Source organism: Serratia sp. KH_031 (assembly GCF_057839655.1).
The window spans coordinates 4319403-4345632 of sequence record NZ_CM174496.1; the positions used below are offsets into that span (position 1 = coordinate 4319403).

Below are 26230 nucleotides of genomic sequence, written 5' to 3' on the forward strand. Positions count from 1 at the left end.
CATGACTAACTTAACCTGCTTTAAAGCTTACGACATCCGCGGTCGCCTAGGCGATGAGCTGAACGAAGATATAGCATGGCGCATTGGTCGGGCGTACGGCGAATACCTTAAGCCGAAAACCATAGTGCTAGGCGGAGACGTACGCCTGACCAGTGAGTCTCTGAAGCTGGCGTTGGCGCATGGCTTACAAGACGCGGGCGTGGACGTGCTAGACATCGGCCAGTCCGGTACCGAAGAAATTTACTTCGCTACTTGGCATCTTGCTGTTGATGGCGGCATTGAAGTAACCGCCAGCCATAACCCAATAGACTACAACGGCATGAAGTTGGTGCGCCAGGGCGCACGCCCGATTAGCGGCGATACTGGCTTACGTGACATTCAGCACAAGGCAGAAGCTAACGATTTTCCGATGGTTAACGAGTCCGCTCGCGGAAATTACCAGAAAATCTCCGTGATGGAGGCATATCTCGACCATCTGTTCTCCTATATCAACGTCGAAAACATTAAACCACTGAAGCTTGTAATTAACTCCGGCAACGGTGCGGCAGGCCCGATTGTTGACGCCATCGAAGCACGCTTTAAAGTGCTCAACGTACCACTGACTTTCGTGAAAATTCACAATACACCGGACGGTAATTTCCCTAACGGTATTCCGAACCCCCTACTGCCGGAGTGTCGTTCCGATACACGTGACGCGGTGATTGAGCACCATGCAGATATGGGCATCGCCTTTGACGGTGATTTTGACCGCTGTTTCCTGTTCGATGAGAAAGGACAGTTTATTGAGGGGTACTACATCGTTGGCCTGCTAGCAGCGGCATTCCTCGAAAAACAACCGGGAACTAAAATCATTCACGATCCACGTCTGTTCTGGAACACCGTAGATATCATCGAACGTGCGGGCGGCAAGCCGGTGATGTCAAAAACCGGTCATGCATTTATCAAAGAACGCATGCGTGAAGAGGATGCTATCTACGGCGGTGAAATGAGCGCCCATCACTACTTCCGTGACTTTGCTTACTGCGACAGTGGGATGATCCCGTGGCTACTAGTGACCGAACTACTATGCCTAAAGGGAAAACGTTTGGGTGAGTTGGTACAGAACCAAATGACAGCTTGGCCAGCGAGCGGAGAAATAAACAGTAAACTTGCAGATCCGAAAGCAGCGATAGAGCGTGTACGCAAGCATTTTGCGCTACAGGCAAAAGAGACTGACCACACGGACGGGATTAGCATGGCTTTCGGTGACTGGCGTTTCAACCTGCGTAGCTCGAATACCGAGCCGGTAGTACGCCTGAACGTGGAATCAAAAGGCGATACACCGCTGATGCAAGCACGTACTAGGGAAATTATGAATTTGCTGAATCAATAAGCGCAGAGTATTAATCAATATAGAACATAGTTTTTATGCTCTATTTTATTTTAACAAACTTAAAGTACACTGAGATATACGTATGAAGATTTTATATGATGGAGTCATATCAAGTTTACAGGCATATGGAGGAATCACCGTATATTTCAAGGAAATAATCTCGAGAATACCTAGAGATGAATACTCAATTGTGGAGTATACTAGCGACAGAACTCTTTCCGAGGGAGGGATAAAAAGAGTCCCCAGGGTTTTAGAGCGCTATAGAAACTTTAAACTCCAAAGTAACACTGCCGATATATTCCACTCAACATATTATAGAATTCCAGATAATAGAACCATTCCGATTATTACCACAGTTCATGACTTTACCTACGAGCTCTATATCCCTGGACCTAAAACATGGCTACATTCGTGGCAAAAAAACAAAGCCATTAAGGCCAGTGACTTAATCATTTGTGTTTCACAAAACACGGCTAATGATTTAGTCAAGTTCTGTGATGTGGATGAGAGAAAAGTCAAAGTAATACATAATGGTGTTTCTGATTGCTATCGACCACTTGAGCTACCTACCAATAATCACGTCATTTTTGTAGGTGCAAGGGGTGGGTATAAGAACTTTGAAATAGCAGCGAAAAGTGTGGCTCAATGTAAGAACCTACATTTAGCTATTGTTGGCGGTGGTAATTTAACAGATAAAGAACGTTTGATGCTGAATACTCTACTGCCAGATAAATATGAGCATTTGGGCAAGATAAGCAATGAAGAACTGAACACCTTATATAACACTGCATATTGCTTATTATACCCTTCAGAATACGAGGGATTTGGAATTCCAGTAATAGAAGCCATGCGTACCGGCTGTCCTGTCATTGCAGTTAATCGATCATCAATCCCTGAGGTTGCGGGAAATGCTGCGCTTTTGCTTGATACTATTACAATCGAAAATATTGTCGATGCGCTAAATAGCATCCCGTCAAGTAGAGAGCAGTTAAAAATAGCTGGCTTAGCGCAATCTACTAAGTTTTCATGGGAACAATGTTTCCAGGAAACATATCAAGCTTATAAAGATTTAATTTAGAATTAATTTGGAGAGGAAATGAGTAACAAGGTTGCTTTGATTACGGGTGTTACTGGGCAAGATGGTTCTTATTTAGCTGAATTCCTTCTTGAGAAAGGCTATGAAGTTCATGGCATCAAACGTCGCGCTTCTTCTTTCAATACCGAACGAGTGGACCACATCTACCAAGATCCACATACCAGTAATCCTAAATTTCACCTTCACTACGGTGACCTGACTGATACTTCCAATCTAACGCGCATCCTATCAGAAGTTCAGCCTGATGAAGTCTACAATCTGGGAGCTATGAGTCACGTTGCAGTTTCCTTTGAATCCCCGGAATACACGGCCGATGTGGATGCTATGGGTACTTTGCGTCTGCTGGAAGCTATTCGTTTCTTAGGATTAGAAAAGAAAACGCGTTTCTACCAAGCATCTACCTCTGAACTGTACGGCTTAGTACAGGAAACTCCACAGAAAGAGACTACTCCTTTCTACCCACGTTCTCCGTATGCCGTTGCCAAACTTTACGCTTACTGGATCACCGTAAACTACCGTGAATCCTACGGCATCTATGCCTGTAACGGCATTTTGTTCAACCATGAGTCCCCGCGCCGTGGGGAGACCTTCGTAACACGCAAGATTACTCGTGCTATCGCTAACATTTCTCAGGGATTAGAACAGTGCCTGTATCTCGGTAACATGGACTCACTGCGAGACTGGGGCCATGCAAAAGACTATGTAAGAATGCAGTGGATGATGTTGCAACAGGAGCAACCGGAAGATTTTGTTATCGCGACAGGCAAGCAAATTTCTGTCCGTGAATTTGTGAGCATGTCCGCTCTTGAAGTCGGTATTGAACTCGAGTTTAGCGGTGAAGGCGTTGACGAAATTGGCACTGTAGTAAAGATCTCTGGTGAAAATGCGACTTCAGTTAACATTGGTGATGTGATTGTGCGTGTCGACCCTCGTTATTTCCGCCCTGCTGAAGTAGAAACCTTACTTGGCGATCCAACCAAAGCAAAAGAGAAACTTGGCTGGACCCCGGAGATCACCGTTGAACAAATGTGCCAAGAGATGGTTAAAAGCGACCTTCAAAAAGCGAAGCAACATGCATTGCTCAAAGCGAATGGATTCGATGTCTCAATCTCGTTGGGGAATTAATTAATGACTAAAAGAATTTTCGTTGCCGGGCATAACGGAATGGTAGGTTCGGCATTAGTGAGAAAACTCCAACACTTAAAAGATGTCGAGATCATCACCCAAAATCGCAATCAATTAGACCTTCTTTCGCAGCAAGCAGTTAATGATTTTTTCAAAAATGAAGAAATAGATGAAGTTTATCTTGCGGCAGCAAAAGTTGGAGGTATTCACGCCAACAACACTTATCCTGCAGACTTCATTTATCAGAATCTGATGATTGAATGCAATATTATTAATGCTGCACATCTCAATAATGTGAATAAGCTCTTGTTCCTAGGCTCTAGCTGTATTTATCCACGTGAAGTACATCAACCAATGCGTGAGGATGCACTTCTTACTGGTGTATTAGAAAGTACCAATGAGCCATATGCAGTAGCAAAAATAGCCGGCATTAAACTCTGTGAGTCTTATAATAGACAGTATGGGCGTGATTACAGAAGTGTAATGCCAACTAATCTTTATGGTCAAAATGACAATTTCCATGCAGAAAACTCACATGTGATCCCGGCGCTAATTAGACGTTTCCATGAAGCACAACTAGAGAGTGCCGAAACCGTGACTGTTTGGGGTAGTGGAAACCCTATGCGTGAATTCTTATATGTCGATGATATGGCTGCAGCTTCAATCCATGTAATGAATTTATCAGAAGAAATCTATGCTAAAAATACCTTACCTATGCTTTCTCATATCAATGTGGGAACTGGGGTTGATTGCACTATTAGGGAGTTGGCAGAAACTATCGCATCAGTTGTTGGTTTTAAAGGGAAGATTATTTTCGACTCCAGCAAGCCTGACGGTACTCCACGTAAACTTATGGATGTTGAGCGTTTAGCCAATATGGGCTGGAAATGGTCAACATCTCTACGAGATGGACTAACATTAACTTATGATTGGTTCTTGAAAAATCAAAGCAGCTTCAGAAAATAGGAATTTCTACTGTTAGATTTAACGTTAAGACGATTGTTGGATAAAGTTTAAGGCAGGGCTGAAGAAAATTGCAGTAATAGATAAGAGCAGTCTGTCATCAGCCCCTGTAGGGTATGGAATTTTTTAATATGGCCTGCCAGTTTTCAGGAAATAGCTAAAATTGAAATCCAATAGCACATTAACCAAAAACATAATATATCTTTTTATTGTTCAAGGAAGTGCTTATATTCTTCCATTAATTACATTTCCATATCTGGTCAGGATACTTGGTGCTGAGTTTTTTGGTGTTCTCGGCTTTTGCCAAGCTTCAATGCAATATTTTGTATTACTCACGGACTATGGATTCAATTGGACAGCAACTCAAGCAGTTGCAAAAAATAAAGATAATAAAGACAAGATAACTGAAATATTTTGGAGCGTTTTTTGGGCTAAGCTTTTACTAACTCTAGTCTCTATAATTATTTTAATCTTAGTCACGCTTTTCATTGCGAAATATAGAGATTATGCAAATGTAATGGTCGCATTTTTTCCGTTAGTGATAGGGAATTTACTTTTCCCTATATGGTTATTCCAAGGAATGGAAAAAATGAAAACCATCACGATAGCGACTCTTATAGCCAGAGCACTAATCGTGCCATTAACATTTATCTTTGTACATAACCCCCAAGACGTTTGGATCGCAGCTTTAATTCAAAGCAGTGTGAATGTTATTGCTGGCCTTATCAGTCTTTACTTTATATATAAAAATGGATGGGTTGGAAAAGTCGAGTTCACCCCCCTAAACATAAAGAATTGCTTGCGTGATGGTTGGCACGTTTTTGTCTCTACCTCCGCAATCAGTTTATATACCACCAGTACTACTGTTATATTAGGTTTTCTCAGTGGCCCTATTGCTGTTGGGTATTTTAATACAGCAAATACTATCCGCAATGCTGCCCAAGGGTTATTAACCCCCGTATCACAAGCTGTTTACCCAAGAATTAATACTATATTCAATTCTGATTACCAAGGAGCTCTCAGTCTAATCAGAAAGCTAGTTATTTATCTAGGTGGGCTGGCATTTTTAGGGTCAGTTACGATGTTTATCATCGCACCGATGTTAATTAAATACGGTGCAGGGCCAGGCTATGAACCTGCGATTAATGTTTTAAGAATAATGGCATTTTTACCATTCATTATAATATTGAGTAATATCTTTGGTGTTCAAACGATGTTAACTCATAACTTTAAAAAACAATTCAGCACCATACTCCTCACTAGCGGAGCTTTGAACCTAGCAATTATATTTCCTTTGGTAATGTTTTCTCAGCAAGACGGGGCAGCTATCTCAGTGCTTATAACAGAAATATTTGTCACGTTGTCAATGTATCTTTTCTTATCGAAGAAAAATATACACGTCATTAAATTAAGGTGATCTCTATATGTATGACTTCCTAATAGTTGGCGCTGGTTTTTATGGTGCTGTCTGTGCTTATGAATTAAAGCGAAAAGGATATAAAGTCCTTGTAATAGAAAAAAGAAAGCACATCGCTGGAAATGCTTACACAGAACAGAAGGATGGCATTCATATTCATAAATATGGCGCCCATATATTCCATACAAATGATAAGTCAGTATGGGAGTATGTTAATCAGTTTGCCGACTTTAATCGCTTCACTAACTCCCCACTAGCAAAATTTGATGGAAAGCTTTATAACTTGCCTTTCAATATGAATACATTTTATCAACTGTGGGGAACCGAACATCCGGAAGAAGCCAAGAAAATCATAGCTTCTCAATGTGAAGAGTTAGAGGGAAAAGAACCACAAAATCTAGAAGAAAAAGCCATTTCCTTAGTCGGACGTGACATATACGAAAAATTAATTAAAGGCTACACAGAAAAACAATGGGGACGTAAAGCGACAGACCTCCCTGCCTTTATCATTAATAGAATTCCTGTTCGATTCACCTTTGACAACAATTATTTTTCTGACAGATATCAAGGCATTCCCATTGGTGGCTATACTCAACTAATAAAGAACATGTTCGGTGATGTAGACATTGAACTAAATGTAGACTTTCTTAAAAACAAAGAAAAGTATGTCAAGTTAGCGAAAAATATAATCTATACTGGTCCAATAGATGCATACTTCGATTTTAAATATGGTCAGTTAGAATATCGCTCACTACGGTTTGAAACTCAGAGGTTGGAACAAGAAAACTACCAAGGGAACGCAGTCGTAAACTATACTGAGTCTCATATCCCCTATACTCGTATTATTGAACATAAGCATTTTGACTATGTCGACTCACCTGTAACTTATGTGACAAAGGAATTCCCTGCCGAATGGAAGTTAGGTGATGAGCCATACTACCCAGTTAATGATGAAAAAAATATGTCTTTGTATAAAAAATATTCATCACTCGCCAAAGATGAAAATATTATTTTCGGTGGAAGACTAGCTGAGTATAAATACTACGACATGCATCAGGTAATATCTGCAGCACTTTATCGTGTAAAACAAATATTGGAAGAAAAATGATATACTTTTTTATATTACTATTCTTAGCAACTGGCGCTGTTTTCCTTTATCTTAAAAAAGACTTTCTTTACCCTGCTGCAATTGTGAACTTTGTGTATTCACTTGTTGTTGCCTTTTATGTAATAACAGAGGGTTATTATAAAGTTAAACTTGCGTCAGAAACTCTATTTTTCATTTATGTCATGATGCTTATTTTTAGTCTTTCATGCCTATGTGGTGATGTTTTAACTAAAAAGTATATTTGCAACCAGAATTACCTTGTTAATTCTGGTAATCAATGGAATCTTAGTAGAACTAAAGTAATTTCATACTTATTATTATTTGTTTCTCTTACTTATATCATATCTCGTTTTTATGGTTATACATTTTCCGAGGGTTTCCTTCGATTTCTAAAAGAATTACGAGGTGAGGATGTTACAGCTACATCAAGAAACCCTGTAGCCTATTTGCAACCATTCCTATTGGTTACTTGGTGTTTGTTTTTCTACTCCAATCAAAAATCAAAAGATAAAGTAAGTATAGGTTATTTTTCTGCAGTAACCCTGATATTTTTCTTTGCGTTATTGATGAATACAGGAAAGCAAATTTTCTTTATGATTATAATAGCAACATCCGTTTTAATTGGAATAAAGAAGATAAAGCAAGTCATCATAATAGCTATTTTAGCCATTGGATTATTTTCGATATATATGAGTTTCTTAAGAGGCTACGGTGGGCCTATTGAATACTATGTCTCGCTATACCTAGTCAGCCCTACAGTGGCATTTCAAGAGTATTATTTTAATCACCATGCAGGTATATCGATTAGCTCTAATTTATTTTGGTTCTTTGAACGAGTTAGTGGTTTCATTTTAGGAACCAATAACCACATGATAATCCACAAAGAATTCGTTAACGTTGGTGTGCGCACTAACGTGTATACGGCATTTGCTGACTATATATACTACTCTACATTTTTATGCGTAGTTTTGACTTCTGTCCATGGTCTGTTGATCGGGGCACTATGGCGCTTATCGAATATTAACTGGATAGCTGCCGTGTTTTATGCTCTGTTCTGTTATTCCGCTATTTTCCTATTTTACCATGAGTCCTTTATCGTCAATATAAGCTCATGGATTCAGATACTAGTTGCGATATTTATAGTTGGTAAATTATCAAAGGTCATTGCGAAATCATGAAGATTTACTTTTTGAATGAGCTTAATTTCAAAAGAAAAGATGCAGGATATAAAGCAAGATTTGATGCTGCAAAAATATTCACCGCACTGTCATCACACAATAAAATAGTGTATGAAGAGAAGAAAATACCATTATGGGGCAAATGGTATCAAAGATTATTCAATGGCATAGAGCTAGTGCTTTTCCTTATATCGAGGAATAAATGTGATACGGTGATATTCAACTACCCGTTACCCAAACCGTTTATTGAAGTCATATTCAAAGTAAAGAAAATAAAAAATATAAATATTTGCCTACTGATTCATGATATTGATATCCTTCGTGGTGAGAAAAGCCGTGATCTAGAGTATTTACTTAACGCAGATTATGTCATAAGTCACAATCGGTTTATGACATCTTATCTCATTAGCCATGGTATCAAAGAAAGTAATGTCATAAATCTAGATATCTTTGATTATATATCAGATTCACCATTGAATAATGAGTATGAGAATACTGTAAAAGGGATCGTTTTTGCAGGTAACCTAAGCCAGCATAAATCAGCCTTTTTGTATTCTGAAGTCTGTGATAACAACGTATTTAAATTATACGGTGTTAATTATGACAAACAGGGCTTAGCTGAGTACAACGGCAGTTTCGAAGCTTCAGACCCAGGTAGTGTAATAGATGTGAACGGTATCTTCTTTGGTCTTGTGTGGGATGGCGACTCAGTTGAGTCTTGTAGTGGGAGTTACGGTGAGTATCTAAAATTCAATAACCCTCATAAAACATCTCTTTATTTATCTTTAGGAATTCCAATCATTACATGGAATCAAAGTGCAATAGCTGATTTCATTACCAAAAACAATATTGGTATAACCGTATCATCTATCAGTGAAGCTGTTAATATTTTAGAAAACATGTCATTTGAAGAATACAAAAACCTTAGAACAAATACCCAAGCGATATCTAGAATGGTCAGAGATGGCTCATATCTAAAAGCGGCGATAGGCAAAATACCCTTAAGCAAGAAGTAATAATAAGATAGTAATGAGCAGCCTTCACTTTAAGAGTATTTTAGTTTCCTGACTTATTCATTTCCCTCCCCCATAAAAAATGCCAGTCATATCAAATGACTGGCATTTTTTTCACTCATTTAACCGCAAGCGGTCAAATAATCTTACGCATCACCGAAACGGCGACGTGGTGCTGCTGGAGCAGAATCATCACGGCGTTCACGGTTGACGTTACCGCCACGGCGTTCGCCGCCTGCGTTACCACCTTCACGACGCTCACCGAAAGAACGACGCGGTGCACCAGCAGCCCCTTCACGACGCTCGCCGTTGAATGGACGACCGCCGCCACGGCGTTCACCGTTACCGGCCCCACCTTCACGACGCTCACGGCGCTCATGCGGCTGAGCATCACCCAGCAATTGCATGTTCATCGGCTTGTTCAGGATACGAGTGCGAGTGAAGTGATTCAGGATCTCGCCCGGCATACCTTTTGGCAGTTCGATGGTGGAGTGAGAAGCAAACAGCTTGATGTTACCAATGTAACGGCTGCTGATATCACCTTCGTTGGCAATAGCTCCAACGATATGACGAACTTCTACACCGTCATCACGGCCCACTTCGATGCGGTACAACTGCATCTCACCAACGTCACGACGTTCGCGACGTGGGCGATCGCCACCATCACGGCTGTCTGGACGTGCATCACGACGACGATCATTACCACGATCGTCACGCTCGTTGAATTCACGACGTTGACGAGGTTTGAATACTGGATCTGGTGGCAGAATCAATGGACGTTCGCCCTGTGCCATTTTCAGCAAAGCTGCGGCCAGAGTTTCCATATCCAGATCTTCTTCCGGTTGCAGCTTAGCCAGCAGCGCACGGTACATGTCCAGATCGCTGCTTTCCAGCTGCTGCTGTACTTTCGCGGCGAACTTGCTCAGACGACGTTGACCCAACAGTTCACCATTTGGCAGTTCCACTTCTGGAATGGTCAGCTTCATCGTGCGTTCGATATTGCGCAGCAGGCGACGTTCACGGTTCTCTACGAACAGCAATGCGCGACCCGCACGACCCGCACGACCGGTACGGCCGATACGGTGAACGTAAGACTCTGAATCCATAGGGATGTCATAGTTTACAACCAGGCTTATACGCTCAACGTCCAGACCACGAGCAGCAACGTCGGTCGCGATCAAGATGTCCAAACGACCATCTTTCAGACGCTCCAGAGTCTGCTCACGCAGTGCTTGGTTCATGTCGCCGTTCAGTGCCGCGCTGTTGTAACCACTGCGCTCCAGCGCCTCAGCCACTTCCAGAGTTGCATTTTTAGTACGAACGAAAATGATCGCCGCATCAAAATCTTCTGCTTCCAGGAAACGTACCAGCGCATCGTTTTTACGCATGCCGTGCACAGTCCAATAGCTCTGGCTGATGTCTGGGCGAGTCGTCACGCTAGACTGAATACGCACTTCTTGTGGCTCTTTCATGAAGCGACGGGTAATACGACGGATTGCTTCCGGCATGGTAGCAGAGAACAGAGCGGTCTGATGTTCAGCCGGGATCTGCGCCATGATGGTTTCGACGTCTTCGATGAAGCCCATACGCAGCATTTCATCAGCTTCGTCCAGTACCAAACCACTCAGATTAGAGAGGTTCAGAGTACCGCGTTTCAGGTGGTCAAGCAGACGGCCCGGTGTCCCCACAACGATTTGTGGACCTTGACGCAGAGCACGCAGCTGTACGTCGTAACGTTGGCCGCCGTACAGGGCTACTACGTTAACGCCGTTCATGTGTTTAGAGAAATCGGTCATGGCTTCAGCAACCTGAACCGCCAGCTCACGGGTCGGTGCCAGAACCAGAATTTGTGGCGCTTTCAAAGAAGCATCCAAGTTGTGCAGCAATGGCAGCGAGAACGCCGCAGTTTTGCCGCTACCGGTCTGTGCCATACCCAGCACATCGCGACCGTTTAACAGGTGAGGAATACACTCAGCCTGGATTGGTGATGGTTTTTCGTATCCCAGATCGTTCAAAGCAGAAATGATCGGTGCAGACAGCCCCAGATCAGCAAAAGAGGTTTCAATCTCAGTAGTAGTCGTAGTCATGTACACTTGCCTCATTATGAATGGCAGCCAGTCTGCATAACTCGTCGTGAAAATTTTCAGCTATTTTCATTGAAAAGTGTGAACCGGCTCAAATTAGATTATAAAACGAACAAAAAAGCCCTCACCCGTTAGGGCGATAGCTCTGGTTGTTACACCATGTCTACCAAGCTAAATGTTCGTCAGCTATTGCTGGTCCGATTCCGATAGGTCGTCTTGTTCTTGGCCCAACAGCGCCAATTCCAACAATGCATAGCGGTGCTCAACAAAATTATGAACGTTGTTAGCGACCGTCAGTTTGAACATCGCCAAGGCGGTGTTCGTGTCCCCCAGACTTAGGTAATGTTTACCTAAATAGAAGTCAGTTTCACTGAGATGCTCAGCGAGCGAAGTGTTATCCGTTGCATCTGCCTTGAGGCGTTCCATCAGCGTTTTTTCGCTGATTTTGCCCAGGTAGAATTCGACAATATTCCATCCCCATTGCCCTCTGTCCGACTTGTCGTAACGCTGTTCTAGCGAAACAACGGCTTTCTTGGGATCAATTTCTCTCTCCACAAGGTACAGCCATAACGAACGGAAGGGATCGTTTGGGTCGTCTTGATAAAACGCCAGCAGATCATCCTGCGCTAATGGGTAGCGACCGCCATAATACAGTGCGATGCCCCGATTTAAACGCGCGTAATTGTAAGTTGGATCAAGCTCTAGTACCGAATCAAACGCTTCATAGGCAGCATCAAAATTGCCTGCCTGCGTTAAGTAAATGCCCAGGTAGTTGAAAACTTCCGGCATATCAGGACGTATTGCCAGCGCTTGCGAAAAATCGTTGCGCGCTAGTGCACGTAGCCCGAGGCTATCATACAGCACACCGCGCTCATATAAAAGCTGCGCACGCTCATCGTCCGTCAGTGCCCGGCTGGCAAGTATTTGTTCCATGCGCGCCAAGATCACTTCCTGCTGCAGAGTTGGCTGCAACGGGATAGCCAGAACTTCGTCTTTACGCCAATCATGGTTGCTGCATCCTGCCAGCATGAGTGCTGTCGCAACGTAACACCAGCGCAAGAAAGGCTTCATTTCCCACTCCCGAAGACAAACATTGGGTGAACGTCCTGTCCTCCGCTTGCTAAATACGCGAGCATCCTACCCGCGCTATACGAACAGCTCCCAACCTCATGGCGGGGAGCTGTAAAACTGTGTTTACAGTTACTCTGCTTCAGGTGCAGGAGCCGCAGCTTCTGGAGCTGTTGCTTCTTTGATGCTCAGGCGTACACGGCCCTGACGATCAACTTCCAGTACCTTAACGGGTACTTCCTGACCCATTTGCAGATAATCAGTCACTTTCTCAACGCGCTTGTCAGCGATTTGAGAGATGTGAACCAGACCTTCTTTACCGCCGCCGATAGCCACGAAGGCACCGAAGTCAACGATACGGGTCACTTTACCTTGGTATACACGACCAACTTCAATCTCAGCAGTGATCTCTTCGATACGACGGATAGCGTGTTTTGCTTTGTCGCCATCGGTCGCAGCAATTTTCACTGTACCATCATCTTCGATTTCAATGGTAGTGCCAGTCTCTTCAGTCAGCGCACGGATCACTGCACCACCTTTACCGATCACATCCTTGATTTTGTCTGGATTGATCTTGATGGTGTGGATACGTGGTGCGAACTCGGAGATATCGCCACGCGGAGTACTGATTGCCTGCTCCATCACACCCAGAATGTGCAAACGCGCACCTTTGGCTTGATTCAGTGCAACCTGCATGATTTCGCGGGTAATACCTTCGATTTTGATGTCCATTTGCAGCGCGGTGATACCTTCACGGCTACCGGCTACTTTGAAGTCCATGTCACCCAGGTGATCTTCGTCACCCAGAATGTCAGATAGAACGACAAAGTTGTTGTCTTCTTTCACCAGACCCATCGCGATACCCGCAACGGCTGCTTTGATCGGTACACCTGCGTCCATCAGTGCTAAAGAAGCACCACAGACGGAAGCCATGGAAGAAGAACCGTTTGATTCAGTGATTTCAGAAACCACACGCACGGTGTACGGGAACTCGTCACCTTTTGGCATTACTGCCAACACACCGCGTTTTGCCAGACGACCGTGACCAATTTCACGACGTTTTGGCGAACCAACCATCCCGGTTTCACCCACAGAGTATGGAGGGAAGTTGTAGTGGAACAGGAAGCTGTCAGTCTTCTCACCCATCAGTTCGTCGATGTTCTGCGCGTCACGGGCAGTACCCAGAGTTGCAGTCACCAGCGCCTGAGTTTCACCACGGGTGAACAGAGAAGAACCGTGAGTACGTGGCAATACGCCAGTGCGCACGTCCAGACCACGGATCATGTCTTTCTCACGACCATCGATACGCGGTTCGCCACGCAGAACACGGCTACGTACAACGTTTTTCTCAACGGTACCTAGGATGTCCTGAATTTCGCTAGCGTCCAGAGTTTCGTCTTCAGCCAGCAGAGCTTCAACTACACTGCCTTTGATCGCGTCAACTTGAGCATAACGCTCTTGTTTTTCGGTGATATGGTAAGCATCGCCCAGACGGCTTTCTGCCAGAGCAGCTACACGTGCGTGCAGAGCTTCGTTCACTGCCGCAGGCTGCCAATCCCACTTAGGTTTGCCTGCTTCGGCAACCAGAGCGTTGATGTTATCAATAACCACTTGCTGTTGGTCATGACCGAAGACAACCGCACCCAGCATCTGATCTTCGCTCAGGATGTCAGCTTCGGATTCAACCATCAGTACCGCACCTGCAGTACCCGCAACCACCAGATCCAGACGGCTTTCTTTCAGCTCGTCTACGGTTGGGTTCAGTACGTATTGATCATTAACGTAACCCACGCGTGCGGCACCGATTGGGCCATTGAACGGAATACCGGACAGGCTCAGAGCTGCAGAAGCACCGATCATCGCAACGATGTCCGGGTTTACTTGCGGGTTAACAGAAACAACGGTGGCGATAACCTGAACTTCGTTCAGGAAGCTGTCCGGAAACAGTGGACGAATCGGACGGTCGATCAGGCGAGAAGTCAGAGTCTCACCTTCACTTGGGCGGCCTTCACGACGGAAGAAGCTGCCTGGAATACGGCCAGCAGCGTAAGTACGCTCCTGATAGTTTACGGTCAGAGGGAAGAAGCTCTGGCCCGGTTTGGCTTTTTTCTGGCCTACAACGGTAACGAATACCGCGGTGTCATCCATGCTCACCATAACGGCAGCAGTGGCTTGACGAGCCATCATACCCGTCTCAATAGTGACGGTATGTTGGCCATATTGGAATTTGCGAATGATCGGTGTCAGCAAAATTTAATCCTTAATTGATAGCGCGCAATCGTAATGACGACTCGACACGCCAGTGATTCACTGATCTCACACTACATCCTCGCGACTAATGACAATCTTCATCTTAATCCAGAGATAAAGCCTCTCATTAGCCGCGCGAACCTCTGTAACGAAAGATCCTATTTGAAAGCATCAGTATAACATTAACCTGATTTGCTTATGCTTCCTAGAAGAAAGGGGCCAAAATAGGCCCCTTTCCACTGAAACTCGCTAGATTAGCGACGCAGACCCAGACGCTCGATCAGGCTGGTGTAACGTGCTACATCTTTACGCTTCAGGTAGTCCAGCAGCTTACGACGCTGAGAAACCATACGCAGCAGACCACGACGGCTGTGGTGATCTTTTTTGTGCTCAGAGAAGTGGCCTTGCAGATGGTTGATCTGCGCAGTCAACAGGGCAACCTGAACTTCGGAAGAACCGCTGTCGTTAGTACCACGACCGAAATCAGCTACGATTTTAGCTTTAGCTTCAACACTTAGAGACATTGTCATACTCCAGATTATAGATAAAAAAGACGGGTGCCGATCTCTAATTCAGCAACCCAATGCATAAGCTGCGCCATTCTACTCTTAGCGCAATACGATCGCAAGGTGAGGCGTTTTTCACCAATTAATCAAAATACTCAACGACCAAGCGTTTTGGTGCCACGCGACCGTCATCAGCAATGGTGCCAACACCAATAAATTTGCGTTCTTCACCTTCGGTGATGCGCACCATGCCAGAGGCTGGAGCGCCCGCGGCTTGCACCGGCTGCCCTTGCTTGACGTAACCAGCAACAGCAGGCAACAAATTGACTTCCGGGAAGTCCTCGCACGGGCTGTCCATTGGCATCAACAACGGATCGAGCAGTTCACTTGGGTCAATGCCCTCCGCTTGTGCCTGTTCCAACAATGCGTTCAGTTGCTCCAACGTCACCATCCGTTCAATTGGGTATTTGGCCACTTGCAGACGACGTAGATAAATCACGTGCGCGCCGCAGTCCAATAACTCACCGAGGTCGTCGGTAATGGTGCGGATATAGGTGCCTTTGGAACAATGGATTTCCAGCTCCAGTTTATCCCCTTCCCAGCGGATAAACTGCAATTCATACACAGTGATTGCACGTGCTTCACGTGGCACTTCAATACCTTGGCGCGCATACTCATACAGTTTCTTACCCTGATATTTCAGAGCGGAATACATTGATGGAATTTGCTGAATATCACCGCGGAAGGTTTCCAAGGCGGCGTCGAGCTGCACTTGGGTAAAGTTCACCGGACGTTCTTGCACGATCTGCCCATCGGCATCCGAGGTATCGGTACGCTGCCCAAGTTTGGCAATCACGCGGTAACGTTTGTCGGAGTCGAGCAAGAATTGCGAGAACTTGGTCGCTTCGCCAAGACAAATCGGCAGCATGCCGGTCGCCAAGGGATCAAGCGCACCAGTGTGCCCGGCACGGTTGGCGTTGTAGAGGCGTTTTACTTTTTGCAGTGCATCGTTGGACGACAAAACTTGCGGCTTATCCAACAACAGCACGCCGTGGATGTCACGGCCACGACGGCGAGGGCGACTCATTAAGCCTCCTCGTCATCGCCTGATGCACTACGACGTTCAGCGTCGTTTTTCACCACGTTAGTCACCAGGTTAGACATACGCATGCCTTCAACCAGTGAATTGTCGTAAGCGAAGGTCAGTTCCGGTACCACACGCAGGCGCATCGCCTTACCCAACAGAGTGCGGATGTAACCAGAAGCATCCTGCAAGGCTTTGATGCCGTTAGGTACCAAATTCGGATCGGCGTTTTCGGTCAATACGTTCAGAAAGGTGACGTAAACCTTGGCATATGCCAGATCACGCGAAACTTCTACGCCAGAAACGGTCGCCATACCAACACGCGGATCTTTAACTTCACGCTGCAGGATGATTGCGATCTCTTTTTGCATTTCTTGTGCCACGCGCTGACCGCGGCTAAATTCTTTTGCCATTTTAATCTCTCCAGACAAATCGGGGGGCGCATACCTAAGGTATAAGCCCCCCGAACAACCGTTAACTTATACGGCTATTAAGCAATGGTACGTTGGATCTCGATGATTTCGAACACTTCGATCATATCGCCAACGCGAACATCGTTGTAGTTCTTAACGCCGATACCACATTCCATACCGTTACGAACTTCGTTGACGTCATCTTTGAAGCGGCGCAGGGATTCCAGCTCACCTTCATAGATAACCACGTTGTCGCGCAGTACACGGATTGGGTTGTGACGTTTGATCGTCCCTTCGGTGACCATACAGCCTGCAACAGCACCAAACTTAGGTGATTTGAATACATCGCGCACTTCGGCCAAACCGATGATTTGCTGTTTGTATTCAGGAGCCAACATACCGCTCATCGCCTGCTTCACTTCGTCGATCAAGTTATAGATCACGGAGTAGTAACGCAGATCCAAGCTTTCTGCTTCGATCACGCGGCGCGCAGACGCATCGGCACGAACGTTGAATCCTAGGATGATAGCGTTAGAAGCAGCAGCCAGCGTGGCGTCGGTTTCGGTGATACCACCTACGCCAGAACCAACAATCTTCACTTTCACTTCATCGGTAGAGAGTTTCAGCAGTGAATCACAAATCGCTTCACAAGAACCCTGTACGTCGGATTTCAGTACGATGTTCAGTTCAGAAACTTCGCCGTCAGTCATGTTGGAGAACATGTTTTCCAGTTTAGATTTCTGCTGACGCGCCAGTTTAACTTCGCGGAACTTACCTTGACGGTACAGCGCAACTTCACGCGCTTTCTTCTCGTCACGCACGACAGTCGCTTCATCACCGGCGGCTGGAACGCTGGACAGTCCCAGAATCTCAACAGGGATAGAAGGACCGGCAGAGGTCACTTCGCGACCCAGTTCATCACGCATCGCACGCACGCGGCCATATTCGAAGCCGCAAAGTACGATGTCGCCTTTGTTCAACGTACCTTCTTGAACCAGAACAGTCGCCACTGGGCCACGGCCTTTATCCAAGAAGGATTCGATCACAACGCCGCTCGCCATACCGCTACGAACCGCTTTCAGTTCCAGAACTTCAGCCTGCAACAGGATAGCGTTCAACAGTTCGTCGATACCGGTACCCGCTTTAGCAGATACGTGAACGAATTGAGCTTCACCGCCCCACTCTTCTGGCATAACGCCGTACTGGGACAGTTCTTGCTTAACGCGGTCTGGATCAGCTTCTGGCTTGTCGATCTTGTTCACTGCAACCACCAACGGTACCTGTGCTGCTTTGGCGTGTTGGATAGCTTCGATAGTCTGTGGCATTACGCCATCGTCGGCTGCAACCACCAGAACCACGATATCAGTCGCCTTAGCACCACGAGCACGCATTGAAGTAAAGGCTGCGTGGCCTGGGGTATCTAGGAAGGTGATCATGCCACTGTCGGTTTCAACGTGGTAAGCACCGATGTGCTGGGTAATACCGCCAGCCTCACCCGATGCCACTTTCGTGGAGCGGATGTAGTCGAGCAATGAGGTTTTACCGTGGTCAACGTGCCCCATGATGGTAACAACTGGCGCACGTGGCTCAGCGGCCGCCTCTGCACCGGTGTCACGATCGCTCATCAGCGCTTCTTCCAGTTCGTTCTCACGACGCAGGATAACTTTGTGGCCCATCTCTTCGGCAACCAGTTGCGCGGTTTCCTGGTCGATGACCTGGTTGATGGTGGCCATTGCGCCCAACTTCATCATCGCTTTGATGACCTGAGAGCCTTTTACCGCCATCTTGTTAGCCAGTTCGGCTACGGTGATGGTTTCGCCGATAATAACGTCACGGTTAACCACCTGAGCCGGCTTGTTGAAGCCCTGTTGCAGAGTGCTTGGCTTACGCTTACCTTTACCGCCACGGGTAACGGCACGCGCTTCTTCACGGTCTGCTTTAGACTCGGAAAGCTTGTTGCCTTTCTTCTGCTTGGTCGCTTTACCACCTCGGGTACGACTGCGGCGTTCGCCTTCAACTTTAGCGTCGTTTTCGTCTTCAGCTGCACGGGCGTGCTGAGAGGTAGTCACGTGGTAATCGGCGGTTTCAACGGCTGCACTCGCTTTCTCGGCGGCAGCCCATTCTTCGCCTTTCTCTTCTGCCATGCGGCGCGCTTCTTCCGCTACGCGTTTGGCATCTTCTTCTACTTTACGACGCACTTCTTCTTCCGCTTTACGTTTCAGTTCAGCGGCTTCGGCTTCACGGCGTGCTTTTTCTGCCTGAGCTGGCTTGGTCATTTCGTTGGTATGTTGATTCGTCACTTTTTCTTTTTCCGCTGAATTACGCTTAGCAATTTCTGCGGCCTCACGTTTGGCTTGCTCTTCGGCTGCGCGCTTCGCTTCTGCTTCGCGTTTCGCTAGCTCTTCCACTTCGCGCCGTGCCTGCTCTTCCGCTTCACGCTGTGCCTGCTCTGCCGCTTCAGCCTGTTGGGCTTCTGACGTATCGCGATTTACATAAGTGCGTTTCTTGCGGACTTCAATTTGCACCGATTTACTCTTCCCGCCGGTGCTCGGAATATTCAGGGTGCTACGCGTTTTGCGTTGCAGCGTCAGTTTACCTGGCGCGCTGCCGTGTTCACGGTTCAGGTGCGCCAATAAAGTTTCTTTTTCTTGCTGGGTTACAGTGTCTGACTCAGCCTTGTTGATCCCTGCATCAGCAAACTGCTGTACCAGGCGATCAACCGGGGTTTGAATCTCTGCTGCCAGCGATTTTACGGTTACATCTGTCGTCATGCTGTTCCTTCCTGCTACAGTTTATTACGCGTTGTCGCCAAACCAACAGATATTACGTGCGGCCATAATCAGCTCGCCGGCCTGCTCGTCGCTAAGCCCTTCAATATCAGCCAGATCGTCAACACCCTGCTCGGCAAGATCTTCCAGCGTACAAACCCCACGCGCGGCCAGTTTGAAGGCCATGCTGCGTTCCAACCCTTCGAGGTTGAGCAAATCATCAGCAGGTTTCTGGTCACCCAGGCTTTCTTCCTGAGCCAGGGCCAGCGTGGTCAATGCAGCTTTGGCGCGATCGCGCAACGCTTCAACCGTATCTTCATCCAGACCATCGATTTCCAGCAACTCTTTGATTGGCACGTAAGCCAGTTCTTCCAAAGTAGAAAAGCCTTCTTCGACCAGTACAGTGGCGAAATCTTCGTCGATATCAAGATACTTGGTGAAGGTATCAATAGCGGCATGAGCTTCAGCCTGATGCTTGGCTTGCAGATCATCCGCCGTCATCACGTTCAGTTCCCAGCGCGTGTCATCGCGATGTTGTTTCAACAACTGGGAAGCCAAACGCACGTTTTGGCCATTACGGCCGATTGCCTGTGCCAGGTTGCTGGCTTCAACGGCAATGTCCATGGTGCAGTTATCTTCGTCAACCACGATCGAGGCAACATCAGCTGGTGCCATCGCGTTGATAACGAACTGCGCCGGGTTGTCATCCCACAGGATGATGTCGATACGTTCGCCGCCCAGTTCGCTAGAAACAGCCTGAACGCGTGCACCGCGCATACCTACGCAAGCGCCGACGGGGTCGATACGTTTGTCGTTGGTTTTTACTGCAATTTTCGCACGGGAGCCTGGATCGCGGGCTGCCGCTTTAATTTCAATAACTTCTTCGCCAATTTCCGGCACTTCAATGCGGAACAGCTCTTTCAGCATATCTGGGCTGGAACGACTGACGAACAGCTGAGCACCGCGTGCTTCTGGACGCACTGCGTACAGTACACCACGGATACGGTCGCCTGGACGGAAGTTTTCGCGCGGCAGCATGTCTTCACGACCAATCACCGCTTCGGCGTTCCCCCCCAAATCCAGTGCGATACTGTCACGGTTAACTTTTTTCACCGTACCAGTCACGATTTCGCCTTCATGTTCACGGAAAGCGTCCACCACCATCGCGCGCTCGGCTTCACGCACTTTCTGCACGATAACCTGTTTAGCGGTCTGGGTGGTGATACGGTCAAAGGTCACAGATTCAATCTGATCTTCGATATAACCGCCCAGTTCGATGCCAGGTTCTTCGTATTGAGCCGCTTCCAACGTGATTTCACGTGTTGGCATAGTGACTTCGTCTACTGCAACCCAACGACGGAAGGTGTCGAAATCGCCGGTTTTGCGGTCAATGCTGACACGCACGTCGATTTCCTGCTCATATTTCTTCTTGGTTGCGGTGGCTAGTGCGGTTTCCAGCGCTTCAAAAATCTTCTCGCGCGGAAGGGATTTCTCATTGGAAACAGCCTCAACGACGGCCAGAATCTCTTTATTCATCCGAGTTGCCTCATCCAAATTTTAAAAGTGGGGTACCAGGTTCGCTTTCTGGATATTGCTCAAGGCGAACACTTCATCTTTCCCATCCACAGTAACCGTGATCATTTCGCCGTCGACAGACTTGATAATGCCTTGCCATTTGCGGCGGTTTTGTATCGCCATGCGCAGAACCACGCTGACTTCTTCACCGAGGAAACGAGCATAGTGCTCAGCGGTGAACATCGGGCGATCAAGGCCAGGAGAGGAGACTTCCAAGTTGTAAGCAACTGCTACCGGATCTTCGACGTCCAATACAGCACTGGCCTGGTGGCTGACATCAGCACAATCATCAACATTGATTCCGTTCTCACTATCAATATAGATGCGTAGTGTCGATTGGCGCGCACGAATAAATTCGATGCCTACAAGCTCAAAGCCCAACGCCTCTACCGGTGCGGAAAGCATCTCTGTTAATTTTTGTTCTAATGTGGACAAGCCCACCCCCAAGACATAAAAAAAGGGCTTAATAGCCCAGTGATTCTGTTGCCAAATAACAAAAAACCCCGAAAAATCGGGGCTTTGTGCAACTGGACCCTGTTTACCGCTAGGCGGCTTCGGTACAACTTCCTAGCAAGTATCTTTTTCAAATGTTGATCGAGAAAAACGGATTCAATCGAAAAGTTTATTTGAAAATAAACACTTACAGGAAAGTGGTTGCGGGGGCCGGATTTGAACCGACGACCTTCGGGTTATGAGCCCGACGAGCTACCAGGCTGCTCCACCCCGCGTCCGAAAACGTGGCAAATACTACGCTGATAATCGCAAAATTGCAAGTTATCTCTGGGATTTGGTACCGAGGATGGGACTCGAACCCACAAGCCCGTTAGGGCACTACCACCTCAAGGTAGCGTGTCTACCAATTCCACCACCTCGGTACTGATTTTTACTGCTAGCGGCTGTTTTTAATTTTAGCTAACAACCGCTTACAAACTTTTCAGGCTTCGGTTACTGCGGGATATCGCTGCTCGGCTTGGCTGGTGCTGCCGGTGCAGTAGTCTGCTCAGTTTTCACTGGCTGACCGAGGTTTTCCCACTCGCTGCCTTTCTTGGTCTGGTTGCTGCTCAGGTTGCCCAAGATCAGACTGATGACGAAAAACAGAGTCGCCAAAACAGCTGTCATGCGGGTCATGAAGTTACCGGAACCACTCGAACCGAACAATGTGCCAGAAGCACCTGCTCCGAATGAGGCTCCCATATCAGCGCCTTTACCTTGCTGCAGCATAATCAGAGCAACAAGCCCGATTGAAATCAGCAAGAAAATTACCAGAAGAGCTTCGTACATAATCGTACCTGTATCCTTGCGGTTATACCGCGTGCCAAATGCTTCTCGCTTCTCATGCTTTTCTAACAAGCGGTGAGAGTTTACCAACTACCCACTGAAGCGGGTGTGAATACTAACCAAAGCCACCAAACCACGCAAGGGCAATTTAGCATCGCCTGTGCGTTTGAGGAAAAAAACGTCAATAAAGTGCGCTAACTGTGATTAATAGGGCTTTGTCTGAGCAAAACCCTATTCACAATCGAAGATTAACCCGCTGATTTCACCGCATCGGCAATACGGTGTGCCAAGGCATTGACTTGTTTTTCGTCTTCACCTTCGACCATCACGCGAATCAGCGGTTCGGTGCCCGATTTACGCAACAGTACGCGACCACGGCCAGCCAACTCGACTTCTACCTGTTCCGTCACTTTACGTACTTCTTCAGATTCCAACGGGTTATGTTCCCCGGTGAAGCGCACGTTAACCAGGATTTGTGGTAACAACTTCATGCCGCTGCACAAATCGTGCAAAGTCATATTATTACGCACCATCGCCGTCACGACCTGCAAACCAGCGACAATACCGTCCCCCGTAGTCGTTTTATCCAACAAGATCACGTGACCAGAGTTCTCTGCACCGATGCGCCAACCCAACTCTTGCAGTTTTTCCAACACGTAACGGTCGCCCACTTTGGCACGAGCAAAAGGAATACCGAGCTGTTTCAGCGCCAGCTCCAGCCCCATGTTGCTCATCAATGTACCGACAGCACCACCGCGCAATTGCCCTTGACGTAGGCCTTCACGAGCGATGATGTACAAAATTTGGTCACCATCAACTTTGTTACCCAAATGGTCAACCATCATCACGCGGTCACCGTCGCCATCAAATGCCAAACCGACGTGAGCTTTCTCTGCCAGCACGCGTTCTTGCAATTGGCGAACATCGGTAGCGCCGCATTTTTCGTTGATGTTCATGCCGTCTGGCTCAACGCCAATGGCAATCACGGTCGCACCCAGTTCACGTAGCACGCTTGGAGCAATGTGATAGGTTGCACCGTTGGCACAGTCCACCACGATTTTCAGCCCTTTCAGGCTCAATTCGCTTGGGAATGTCCCTTTACAGAATTCGATGTAACGGCCAGCTGCATCAATAATACGACTGGCTTTCCCCAACTCTGCGGATTCCACGCAGGTCAGCGGTTTTTCCATTTCGGCTTCAATCGCTTCTTCTACGTCATCCGGCAACTTAGCACCGTCGATAGAGAAAAATTTGATGCCGTTGTCGTAAAACGGGTTGTGAGATGCAGAAATCACAATGCCCGCTTCAGCACGGAAAGTCCGGGTCAAATAGGCAACGGCTGGCGTTGGCATTGGGCCGGTGAATGAAGCTGATAGCCCGGCAGCAGCCAAACCGGCTTCTAACGCAGACTCCAACATGTAGCCGGAAATACGGGTGTCCTTACCAATAATGATTTTGCGAGAGCCGTGGCGTGCCAGCACTTTCCCTGCAGCCCAGCCAAGCTTGAGGACGAAATCCGGAGTAATCGGGCTATCACCGACTTTGCCACGGATGCCATCGGTACCAAAATATTTACGCTCGCTCATTTCTCACTGTCCCTTCGCTGAAAGTGTTGCCTCGACGACACGCATCGCCTCGACGGTTTCTTTTACGTCATGCACTCTGACTATCTGTGCGCCCTGCATTGCGGCAATCACCGCACAAGCCACACTGCCGATCAACCGCTGCTCCGGCGGCACGTTCAGCAATTGTCCAACCATCGACTTACGCGACATCCCCACTAATAGGGGCAATCCGAAGTGATGAAACTCTGACAGCCGCGCCAACAGCTGATAATTATGCGTCAGATTCTTACCGAAACCAAAGCCGGGGTCGAGCAACAATTTTTGTTTTGTTATCCCCGCGGCAATACAACGATCGATATGGTGCTGGAAAAAAGTATTCACATCGCCGATCAGATCGTCGTAATGCGGAGCCTGTTGCATAGTGCGCGGTTCGCCCAGCATGTGCATCAAACATACCGGTAATTCACTCTCAACAACCGCTTGCAGCGCTCCCGGCTCCTGTAATGAACGCACATCATTGATCAAATGCGCGCCAGCGGTGGCAGATTCACGGATCACTGCCGCCTTTGAAGTATCAACCGAAATAAAAACTTCAAACCGCTGTGCAATGGCTTCAACCACCGGTACGACACGTTCCAGTTCGTCTTCTTCACTAACTTCAGCGGCACCTGGGCGGGTCGATTCGCCGCCAATATCGATCATCGTTGCTCCGGCAGAGATCAACGCATGAGCGTGCAATAAGGCGTCATGTAGTTTGTTATGACGGCCGCCGTCTGAAAATGAATCTGGAGTCACATTGAGGATACCCATCACCTGCGGATAACGCAGATCAAGGGTCATGTCGCGCACGGTTAACTGCATAATAAATCTGTTTCCCCTTAATGAAAAAAACCCCGGACAAGCCCTGTCTCTTGATCACTTTTCACAGGTCAAAAGACTTGGCTAACAGGTAACCTTCAAGGATGGTTTGCAACATGAACCATCCCTCCCATAATCTTTCCCATCCAACTCGACCATTGCGTTTCGAGTCATACCAACCCGCAAGTTTTCCTAGGTTAATATAGGCCCAGTAAGCACTCGGCACCTTCTTCGGTAAGGGCTTTTTCTCTTGTTTTGACCACAACAACTTCCACGCCAGGGGACTGAGGAGCATCTCACAACTCTGTTTTTCCGCTTCTTCCCTGTTGAGTCCAAGATAGCGTAACTGATGAACACGTACTGCAATAAACGCTAGGATGACGACCATCTTTTCCAGATTGTCCTTACTTTGCATTCGCAGCGCTTCTACTTGTGTCCCCCCACTTTTCCACGCTTTATGGAATTCCTCAATCAGCCAGCGCTTTTCATAATAATCCAAAATACGTTGTGCATCCGCCCGATTGTTTATCGGCTCTGATGTCAGAATATGCCAGTTCAAGGCGTTATCATCCCCGATTTCCTGACAACCCACATAATACAGCGGTACCGACTCACCTTGCTTATTGGCCGGTATTTTGACGGTTACCTGCGCGTAGCGCACATCGCAGATAACTTCACGAGCCTTTCGTCCCCCTTTTTGTTTTACCTGAACCTTTCTTTTGTCTGCTGATTGTAAGGTGCCGCTAAATTGATAAAGTTTGTCCGAACTTTCCTCTACACAACGGCTTTGCATAGAACGAACAATAAAGCGTTGATGATTCACCGTTTTATACGTCAGATACTCAATAATATCGGCTTCACGATCACAGACCGAGATAACCTTTTCCATCCCAGCAGAACCCAGTCGTTTCTCCATCGCCCGGGAGGCACTTTCCCACTTATAACTTTCCTTGTTCACATAGTCTCGGCAAGCACGTTGACCTTTCTTACCATACTGATTGATATTCCTTGTCCAACGTTGTTGTTCAATCAAACCAACGACATGCTCTTCTCTGGGGGCAAAAAGCAAGACTGAATGGGCATGCATTCCTTTGGCATTTTTACTGTTGGTGGTATACCCCATTTCATCTCTGACCGTCCGATGAGTAAAGTCCAACGAGGTGGTATCTTCCAATGCAAGCAAACTGTCATAAGATTTAGACTGTTCAACCGTCGCCGCAAAACCGGCAGCAGAAATCGCTTCAGCTTCAATAGACGAGTTACGAGTAAAACGATAAGCCGCCTCGATCTCCGCCGACGTTTTCAGTGATTGCACAAGTGATTGCCCTATGTGGCTGGCAAGGGAAGAAGTGATGCTAATCAGTCGTTTTGTCCGCCGACTATCCCCCAATTCAGCACGTGAAAAAGTTTCTTTTGCCCATTGTTCCGTATCCGTTAAAAACATAATACGTCATCTCAATTGATTGTTTGATATTGAGATCGACAATGCAGACAAAGATTCAAAAAAAT

General features: G+C 46.9%; 22 protein-coding genes and 2 tRNA genes. 8 read left to right on the plus strand and 16 right to left on the minus strand.

Annotated elements, in window-relative coordinates; genetic code table 11:
- Position 1 precedes the first annotated feature (1 nt).
- The 8 genes from cpsG to AC3ISQ_RS19500 all read left to right on the plus strand — a co-directional run bounded on the left by cpsG (position 2) and on the right by AC3ISQ_RS19500 (position 9275).
- Complete coding sequence (gene cpsG / locus AC3ISQ_RS19465) at positions 2–1372, plus strand: phosphomannomutase CpsG (RefSeq protein ID WP_489349165.1); 1371 nt, start codon at positions 2–4, stop codon at positions 1370–1372.
- An 82-nt stretch (positions 1373–1454) separates the two neighbouring features.
- Positions 1455–2450: a glycosyltransferase family 4 protein gene (locus AC3ISQ_RS19470; protein WP_489349167.1), complete on the plus strand. Its 996-nt coding sequence runs from the start codon at positions 1455–1457 to the stop codon at positions 2448–2450.
- Between the two features lie 18 nt (positions 2451–2468).
- Positions 2469–3593: a GDP-mannose 4,6-dehydratase gene (gene gmd / locus AC3ISQ_RS19475; RefSeq protein WP_489349169.1), complete on the plus strand. Its 1125-nt coding sequence runs from the start codon at positions 2469–2471 to the stop codon at positions 3591–3593.
- 3 nt (positions 3594–3596) lie between these two features.
- Positions 3597–4559 carry a GDP-L-fucose synthase gene (gene fcl / locus AC3ISQ_RS19480; RefSeq protein WP_489349171.1) on the plus strand — a complete coding sequence of 321 codons (963 nt, stop codon included), beginning with the start codon at positions 3597–3599 and terminating at the stop codon, positions 4557–4559.
- A 160-nt stretch (positions 4560–4719) separates the two neighbouring features.
- Positions 4720–5973 carry a flippase gene (locus AC3ISQ_RS19485; protein WP_489349173.1) on the plus strand — a complete coding sequence of 418 codons (1254 nt, stop codon included), beginning with the start codon at positions 4720–4722 and terminating at the stop codon, positions 5971–5973.
- Between the two features lie 7 nt (positions 5974–5980).
- A complete protein-coding gene (glf, locus tag AC3ISQ_RS19490) occupies positions 5981–7081 on the plus strand; it encodes a UDP-galactopyranose mutase (RefSeq protein WP_489349175.1) in 1101 nt (366 codons plus the stop codon).
- Positions 7078–8259: an O-antigen polymerase gene (locus AC3ISQ_RS19495; protein WP_489349177.1), complete on the plus strand. Its 1182-nt coding sequence runs from the start codon at positions 7078–7080 to the stop codon at positions 8257–8259. The genes glf and AC3ISQ_RS19495 overlap by 4 nt, the downstream gene beginning before the upstream one ends.
- Positions 8256–9275 (plus strand): glycosyltransferase, encoded by a 1020-nt coding sequence (locus tag AC3ISQ_RS19500; protein WP_489349179.1) that lies wholly within the window; start codon positions 8256–8258, stop codon positions 9273–9275. The genes AC3ISQ_RS19495 and AC3ISQ_RS19500 overlap by 4 nt, the downstream gene beginning before the upstream one ends.
- Positions 9276–9418: 143 nt before the next feature.
- Here the strand turns inward: AC3ISQ_RS19500 and AC3ISQ_RS19505 are convergent, their stop codons facing one another.
- The 16 genes from AC3ISQ_RS19505 to AC3ISQ_RS19580 all read right to left on the minus strand — a co-directional run bounded on the left by AC3ISQ_RS19505 (position 9419) and on the right by AC3ISQ_RS19580 (position 26165).
- Positions 9419–11359 (minus strand): DEAD/DEAH family ATP-dependent RNA helicase, encoded by a 1941-nt coding sequence (locus tag AC3ISQ_RS19505; protein WP_489349181.1) that lies wholly within the window; start codon positions 11357–11359, stop codon positions 9419–9421.
- Complete coding sequence (gene yrbN / locus AC3ISQ_RS19510) at positions 11340–11429, minus strand: protein YrbN (RefSeq protein ID WP_489349183.1); 90 nt, start codon at positions 11427–11429, stop codon at positions 11340–11342. Before yrbN ends, AC3ISQ_RS19505 begins: the two co-directional genes overlap by 20 nt.
- A gap of 113 nt (positions 11430–11542) precedes the next feature.
- Positions 11543–12427: a lipoprotein NlpI gene (gene nlpI, locus AC3ISQ_RS19515; protein ID WP_489349185.1), complete on the minus strand. Its 885-nt coding sequence runs from the start codon at positions 12425–12427 to the stop codon at positions 11543–11545.
- A 129-nt stretch (positions 12428–12556) separates the two neighbouring features.
- Positions 12557–14674: a polyribonucleotide nucleotidyltransferase gene (gene pnp, locus AC3ISQ_RS19520; protein WP_489349187.1), complete on the minus strand. Its 2118-nt coding sequence runs from the start codon at positions 14672–14674 to the stop codon at positions 12557–12559.
- Between the two features lie 254 nt (positions 14675–14928).
- Positions 14929–15198 (minus strand): 30S ribosomal protein S15, encoded by a 270-nt coding sequence (rpsO, locus tag AC3ISQ_RS19525; protein ID WP_012004950.1) that lies wholly within the window; start codon positions 15196–15198, stop codon positions 14929–14931.
- A gap of 124 nt (positions 15199–15322) precedes the next feature.
- Complete coding sequence (gene truB / locus AC3ISQ_RS19530) at positions 15323–16267, minus strand: tRNA pseudouridine(55) synthase TruB (RefSeq protein ID WP_489349189.1); 945 nt, start codon at positions 16265–16267, stop codon at positions 15323–15325.
- Positions 16267–16677: a 30S ribosome-binding factor RbfA gene (gene rbfA / locus AC3ISQ_RS19535; protein WP_489349190.1), complete on the minus strand. Its 411-nt coding sequence runs from the start codon at positions 16675–16677 to the stop codon at positions 16267–16269. The genes truB and rbfA overlap by 1 nt, the downstream gene beginning before the upstream one ends.
- Before the next feature lie 77 nt (positions 16678–16754).
- Entirely contained in the window at positions 16755–19448 is a 2694-nt protein-coding gene (infB, locus tag AC3ISQ_RS19540) for a translation initiation factor IF-2 (protein ID WP_489349191.1), read from the minus strand.
- Positions 19449–19472: 24 nt separating this feature from the next.
- Positions 19473–20981: a transcription termination factor NusA gene (nusA, locus tag AC3ISQ_RS19545; protein ID WP_489349193.1), complete on the minus strand. Its 1509-nt coding sequence runs from the start codon at positions 20979–20981 to the stop codon at positions 19473–19475.
- Positions 20982–21002: 21 nt separating this feature from the next.
- A complete protein-coding gene (gene rimP, locus AC3ISQ_RS19550) occupies positions 21003–21455 on the minus strand; it encodes a ribosome maturation factor RimP (RefSeq protein WP_489349195.1) in 453 nt (150 codons plus the stop codon).
- Between the two features lie 216 nt (positions 21456–21671).
- Positions 21672–21748 (minus strand) — tRNA-Met (locus AC3ISQ_RS19555).
- Positions 21749–21808: 60 nt separating this feature from the next.
- A tRNA-Leu gene (locus AC3ISQ_RS19560) sits at positions 21809–21895 on the minus strand.
- 70 nt (positions 21896–21965) lie between these two features.
- Positions 21966–22301 carry a preprotein translocase subunit SecG gene (gene secG, locus AC3ISQ_RS19565; protein WP_489349197.1) on the minus strand — a complete coding sequence of 112 codons (336 nt, stop codon included), beginning with the start codon at positions 22299–22301 and terminating at the stop codon, positions 21966–21968.
- Between the two features lie 245 nt (positions 22302–22546).
- Entirely contained in the window at positions 22547–23884 is a 1338-nt protein-coding gene (glmM, locus tag AC3ISQ_RS19570; RefSeq protein WP_489349199.1) for a phosphoglucosamine mutase, read from the minus strand.
- A 3-nt stretch (positions 23885–23887) separates the two neighbouring features.
- Positions 23888–24724 (minus strand): dihydropteroate synthase, encoded by an 837-nt coding sequence (gene folP / locus AC3ISQ_RS19575; RefSeq protein ID WP_489349201.1) that lies wholly within the window; start codon positions 24722–24724, stop codon positions 23888–23890.
- A 61-nt stretch (positions 24725–24785) separates the two neighbouring features.
- Positions 24786–26165, minus strand: coding sequence for an IS4 family transposase (locus AC3ISQ_RS19580; RefSeq protein ID WP_489349203.1), 1380 nt, complete (start codon positions 26163–26165; stop codon positions 24786–24788).
- Between the last annotated feature and the right edge of the window lie 65 nt (positions 26166–26230).

Excerpts from the sequence above, each read along its gene's own strand:
- rbfA (WP_489349190.1), bottom strand. The coding sequence starts at position 16,677 with ATGGCAAAAGAATTTAGCCGCGGTCAGCGCGTGGCACAAGAAATGCAA.
- yrbN (WP_489349183.1), bottom strand. The coding sequence starts at position 11,429 with ATGAAAATAGCTGAAAATTTTCACGACGAGTTATGCAGACTGGCTGCC.
- fcl (WP_489349171.1), top strand. The coding sequence starts at position 3,597 with ATGACTAAAAGAATTTTCGTTGCCGGGCATAACGGAATGGTAGGTTCG.
- nlpI (WP_489349185.1), bottom strand. The coding sequence starts at position 12,427 with ATGAAGCCTTTCTTGCGCTGGTGTTACGTTGCGACAGCACTCATGCTG.
- secG (WP_489349197.1), bottom strand. The coding sequence starts at position 22,301 with ATGTACGAAGCTCTTCTGGTAATTTTCTTGCTGATTTCAATCGGGCTT.
- rpsO (WP_012004950.1), bottom strand. The coding sequence starts at position 15,198 with ATGTCTCTAAGTGTTGAAGCTAAAGCTAAAATCGTAGCTGATTTCGGT.
- AC3ISQ_RS19500 (WP_489349179.1), top strand. The coding sequence starts at position 8,256 with ATGAAGATTTACTTTTTGAATGAGCTTAATTTCAAAAGAAAAGATGCA.
- nusA (WP_489349193.1), bottom strand. The coding sequence starts at position 20,981 with ATGAATAAAGAGATTCTGGCCGTCGTTGAGGCTGTTTCCAATGAGAAA.
- AC3ISQ_RS19580 (WP_489349203.1), bottom strand. The coding sequence starts at position 26,165 with ATGTTTTTAACGGATACGGAACAATGGGCAAAAGAAACTTTTTCACGT.
- folP (WP_489349201.1), bottom strand. The coding sequence starts at position 24,724 with ATGCAGTTAACCGTGCGCGACATGACCCTTGATCTGCGTTATCCGCAG.
- cpsG (WP_489349165.1), top strand. The coding sequence starts at position 2 with ATGACTAACTTAACCTGCTTTAAAGCTTACGACATCCGCGGTCGCCTA.
- glf (WP_489349175.1), top strand. The coding sequence starts at position 5,981 with ATGTATGACTTCCTAATAGTTGGCGCTGGTTTTTATGGTGCTGTCTGT.
- gmd (WP_489349169.1), top strand. The coding sequence starts at position 2,469 with ATGAGTAACAAGGTTGCTTTGATTACGGGTGTTACTGGGCAAGATGGT.
- AC3ISQ_RS19470 (WP_489349167.1), top strand. The coding sequence starts at position 1,455 with ATGAAGATTTTATATGATGGAGTCATATCAAGTTTACAGGCATATGGA.
- infB (WP_489349191.1), bottom strand. The coding sequence starts at position 19,448 with ATGACGACAGATGTAACCGTAAAATCGCTGGCAGCAGAGATTCAAACC.
- AC3ISQ_RS19505 (WP_489349181.1), bottom strand. The coding sequence starts at position 11,359 with ATGACTACGACTACTACTGAGATTGAAACCTCTTTTGCTGATCTGGGG.
- truB (WP_489349189.1), bottom strand. The coding sequence starts at position 16,267 with ATGAGTCGCCCTCGCCGTCGTGGCCGTGACATCCACGGCGTGCTGTTG.
- AC3ISQ_RS19495 (WP_489349177.1), top strand. The coding sequence starts at position 7,078 with ATGATATACTTTTTTATATTACTATTCTTAGCAACTGGCGCTGTTTTC.
- glmM (WP_489349199.1), bottom strand. The coding sequence starts at position 23,884 with ATGAGCGAGCGTAAATATTTTGGTACCGATGGCATCCGTGGCAAAGTC.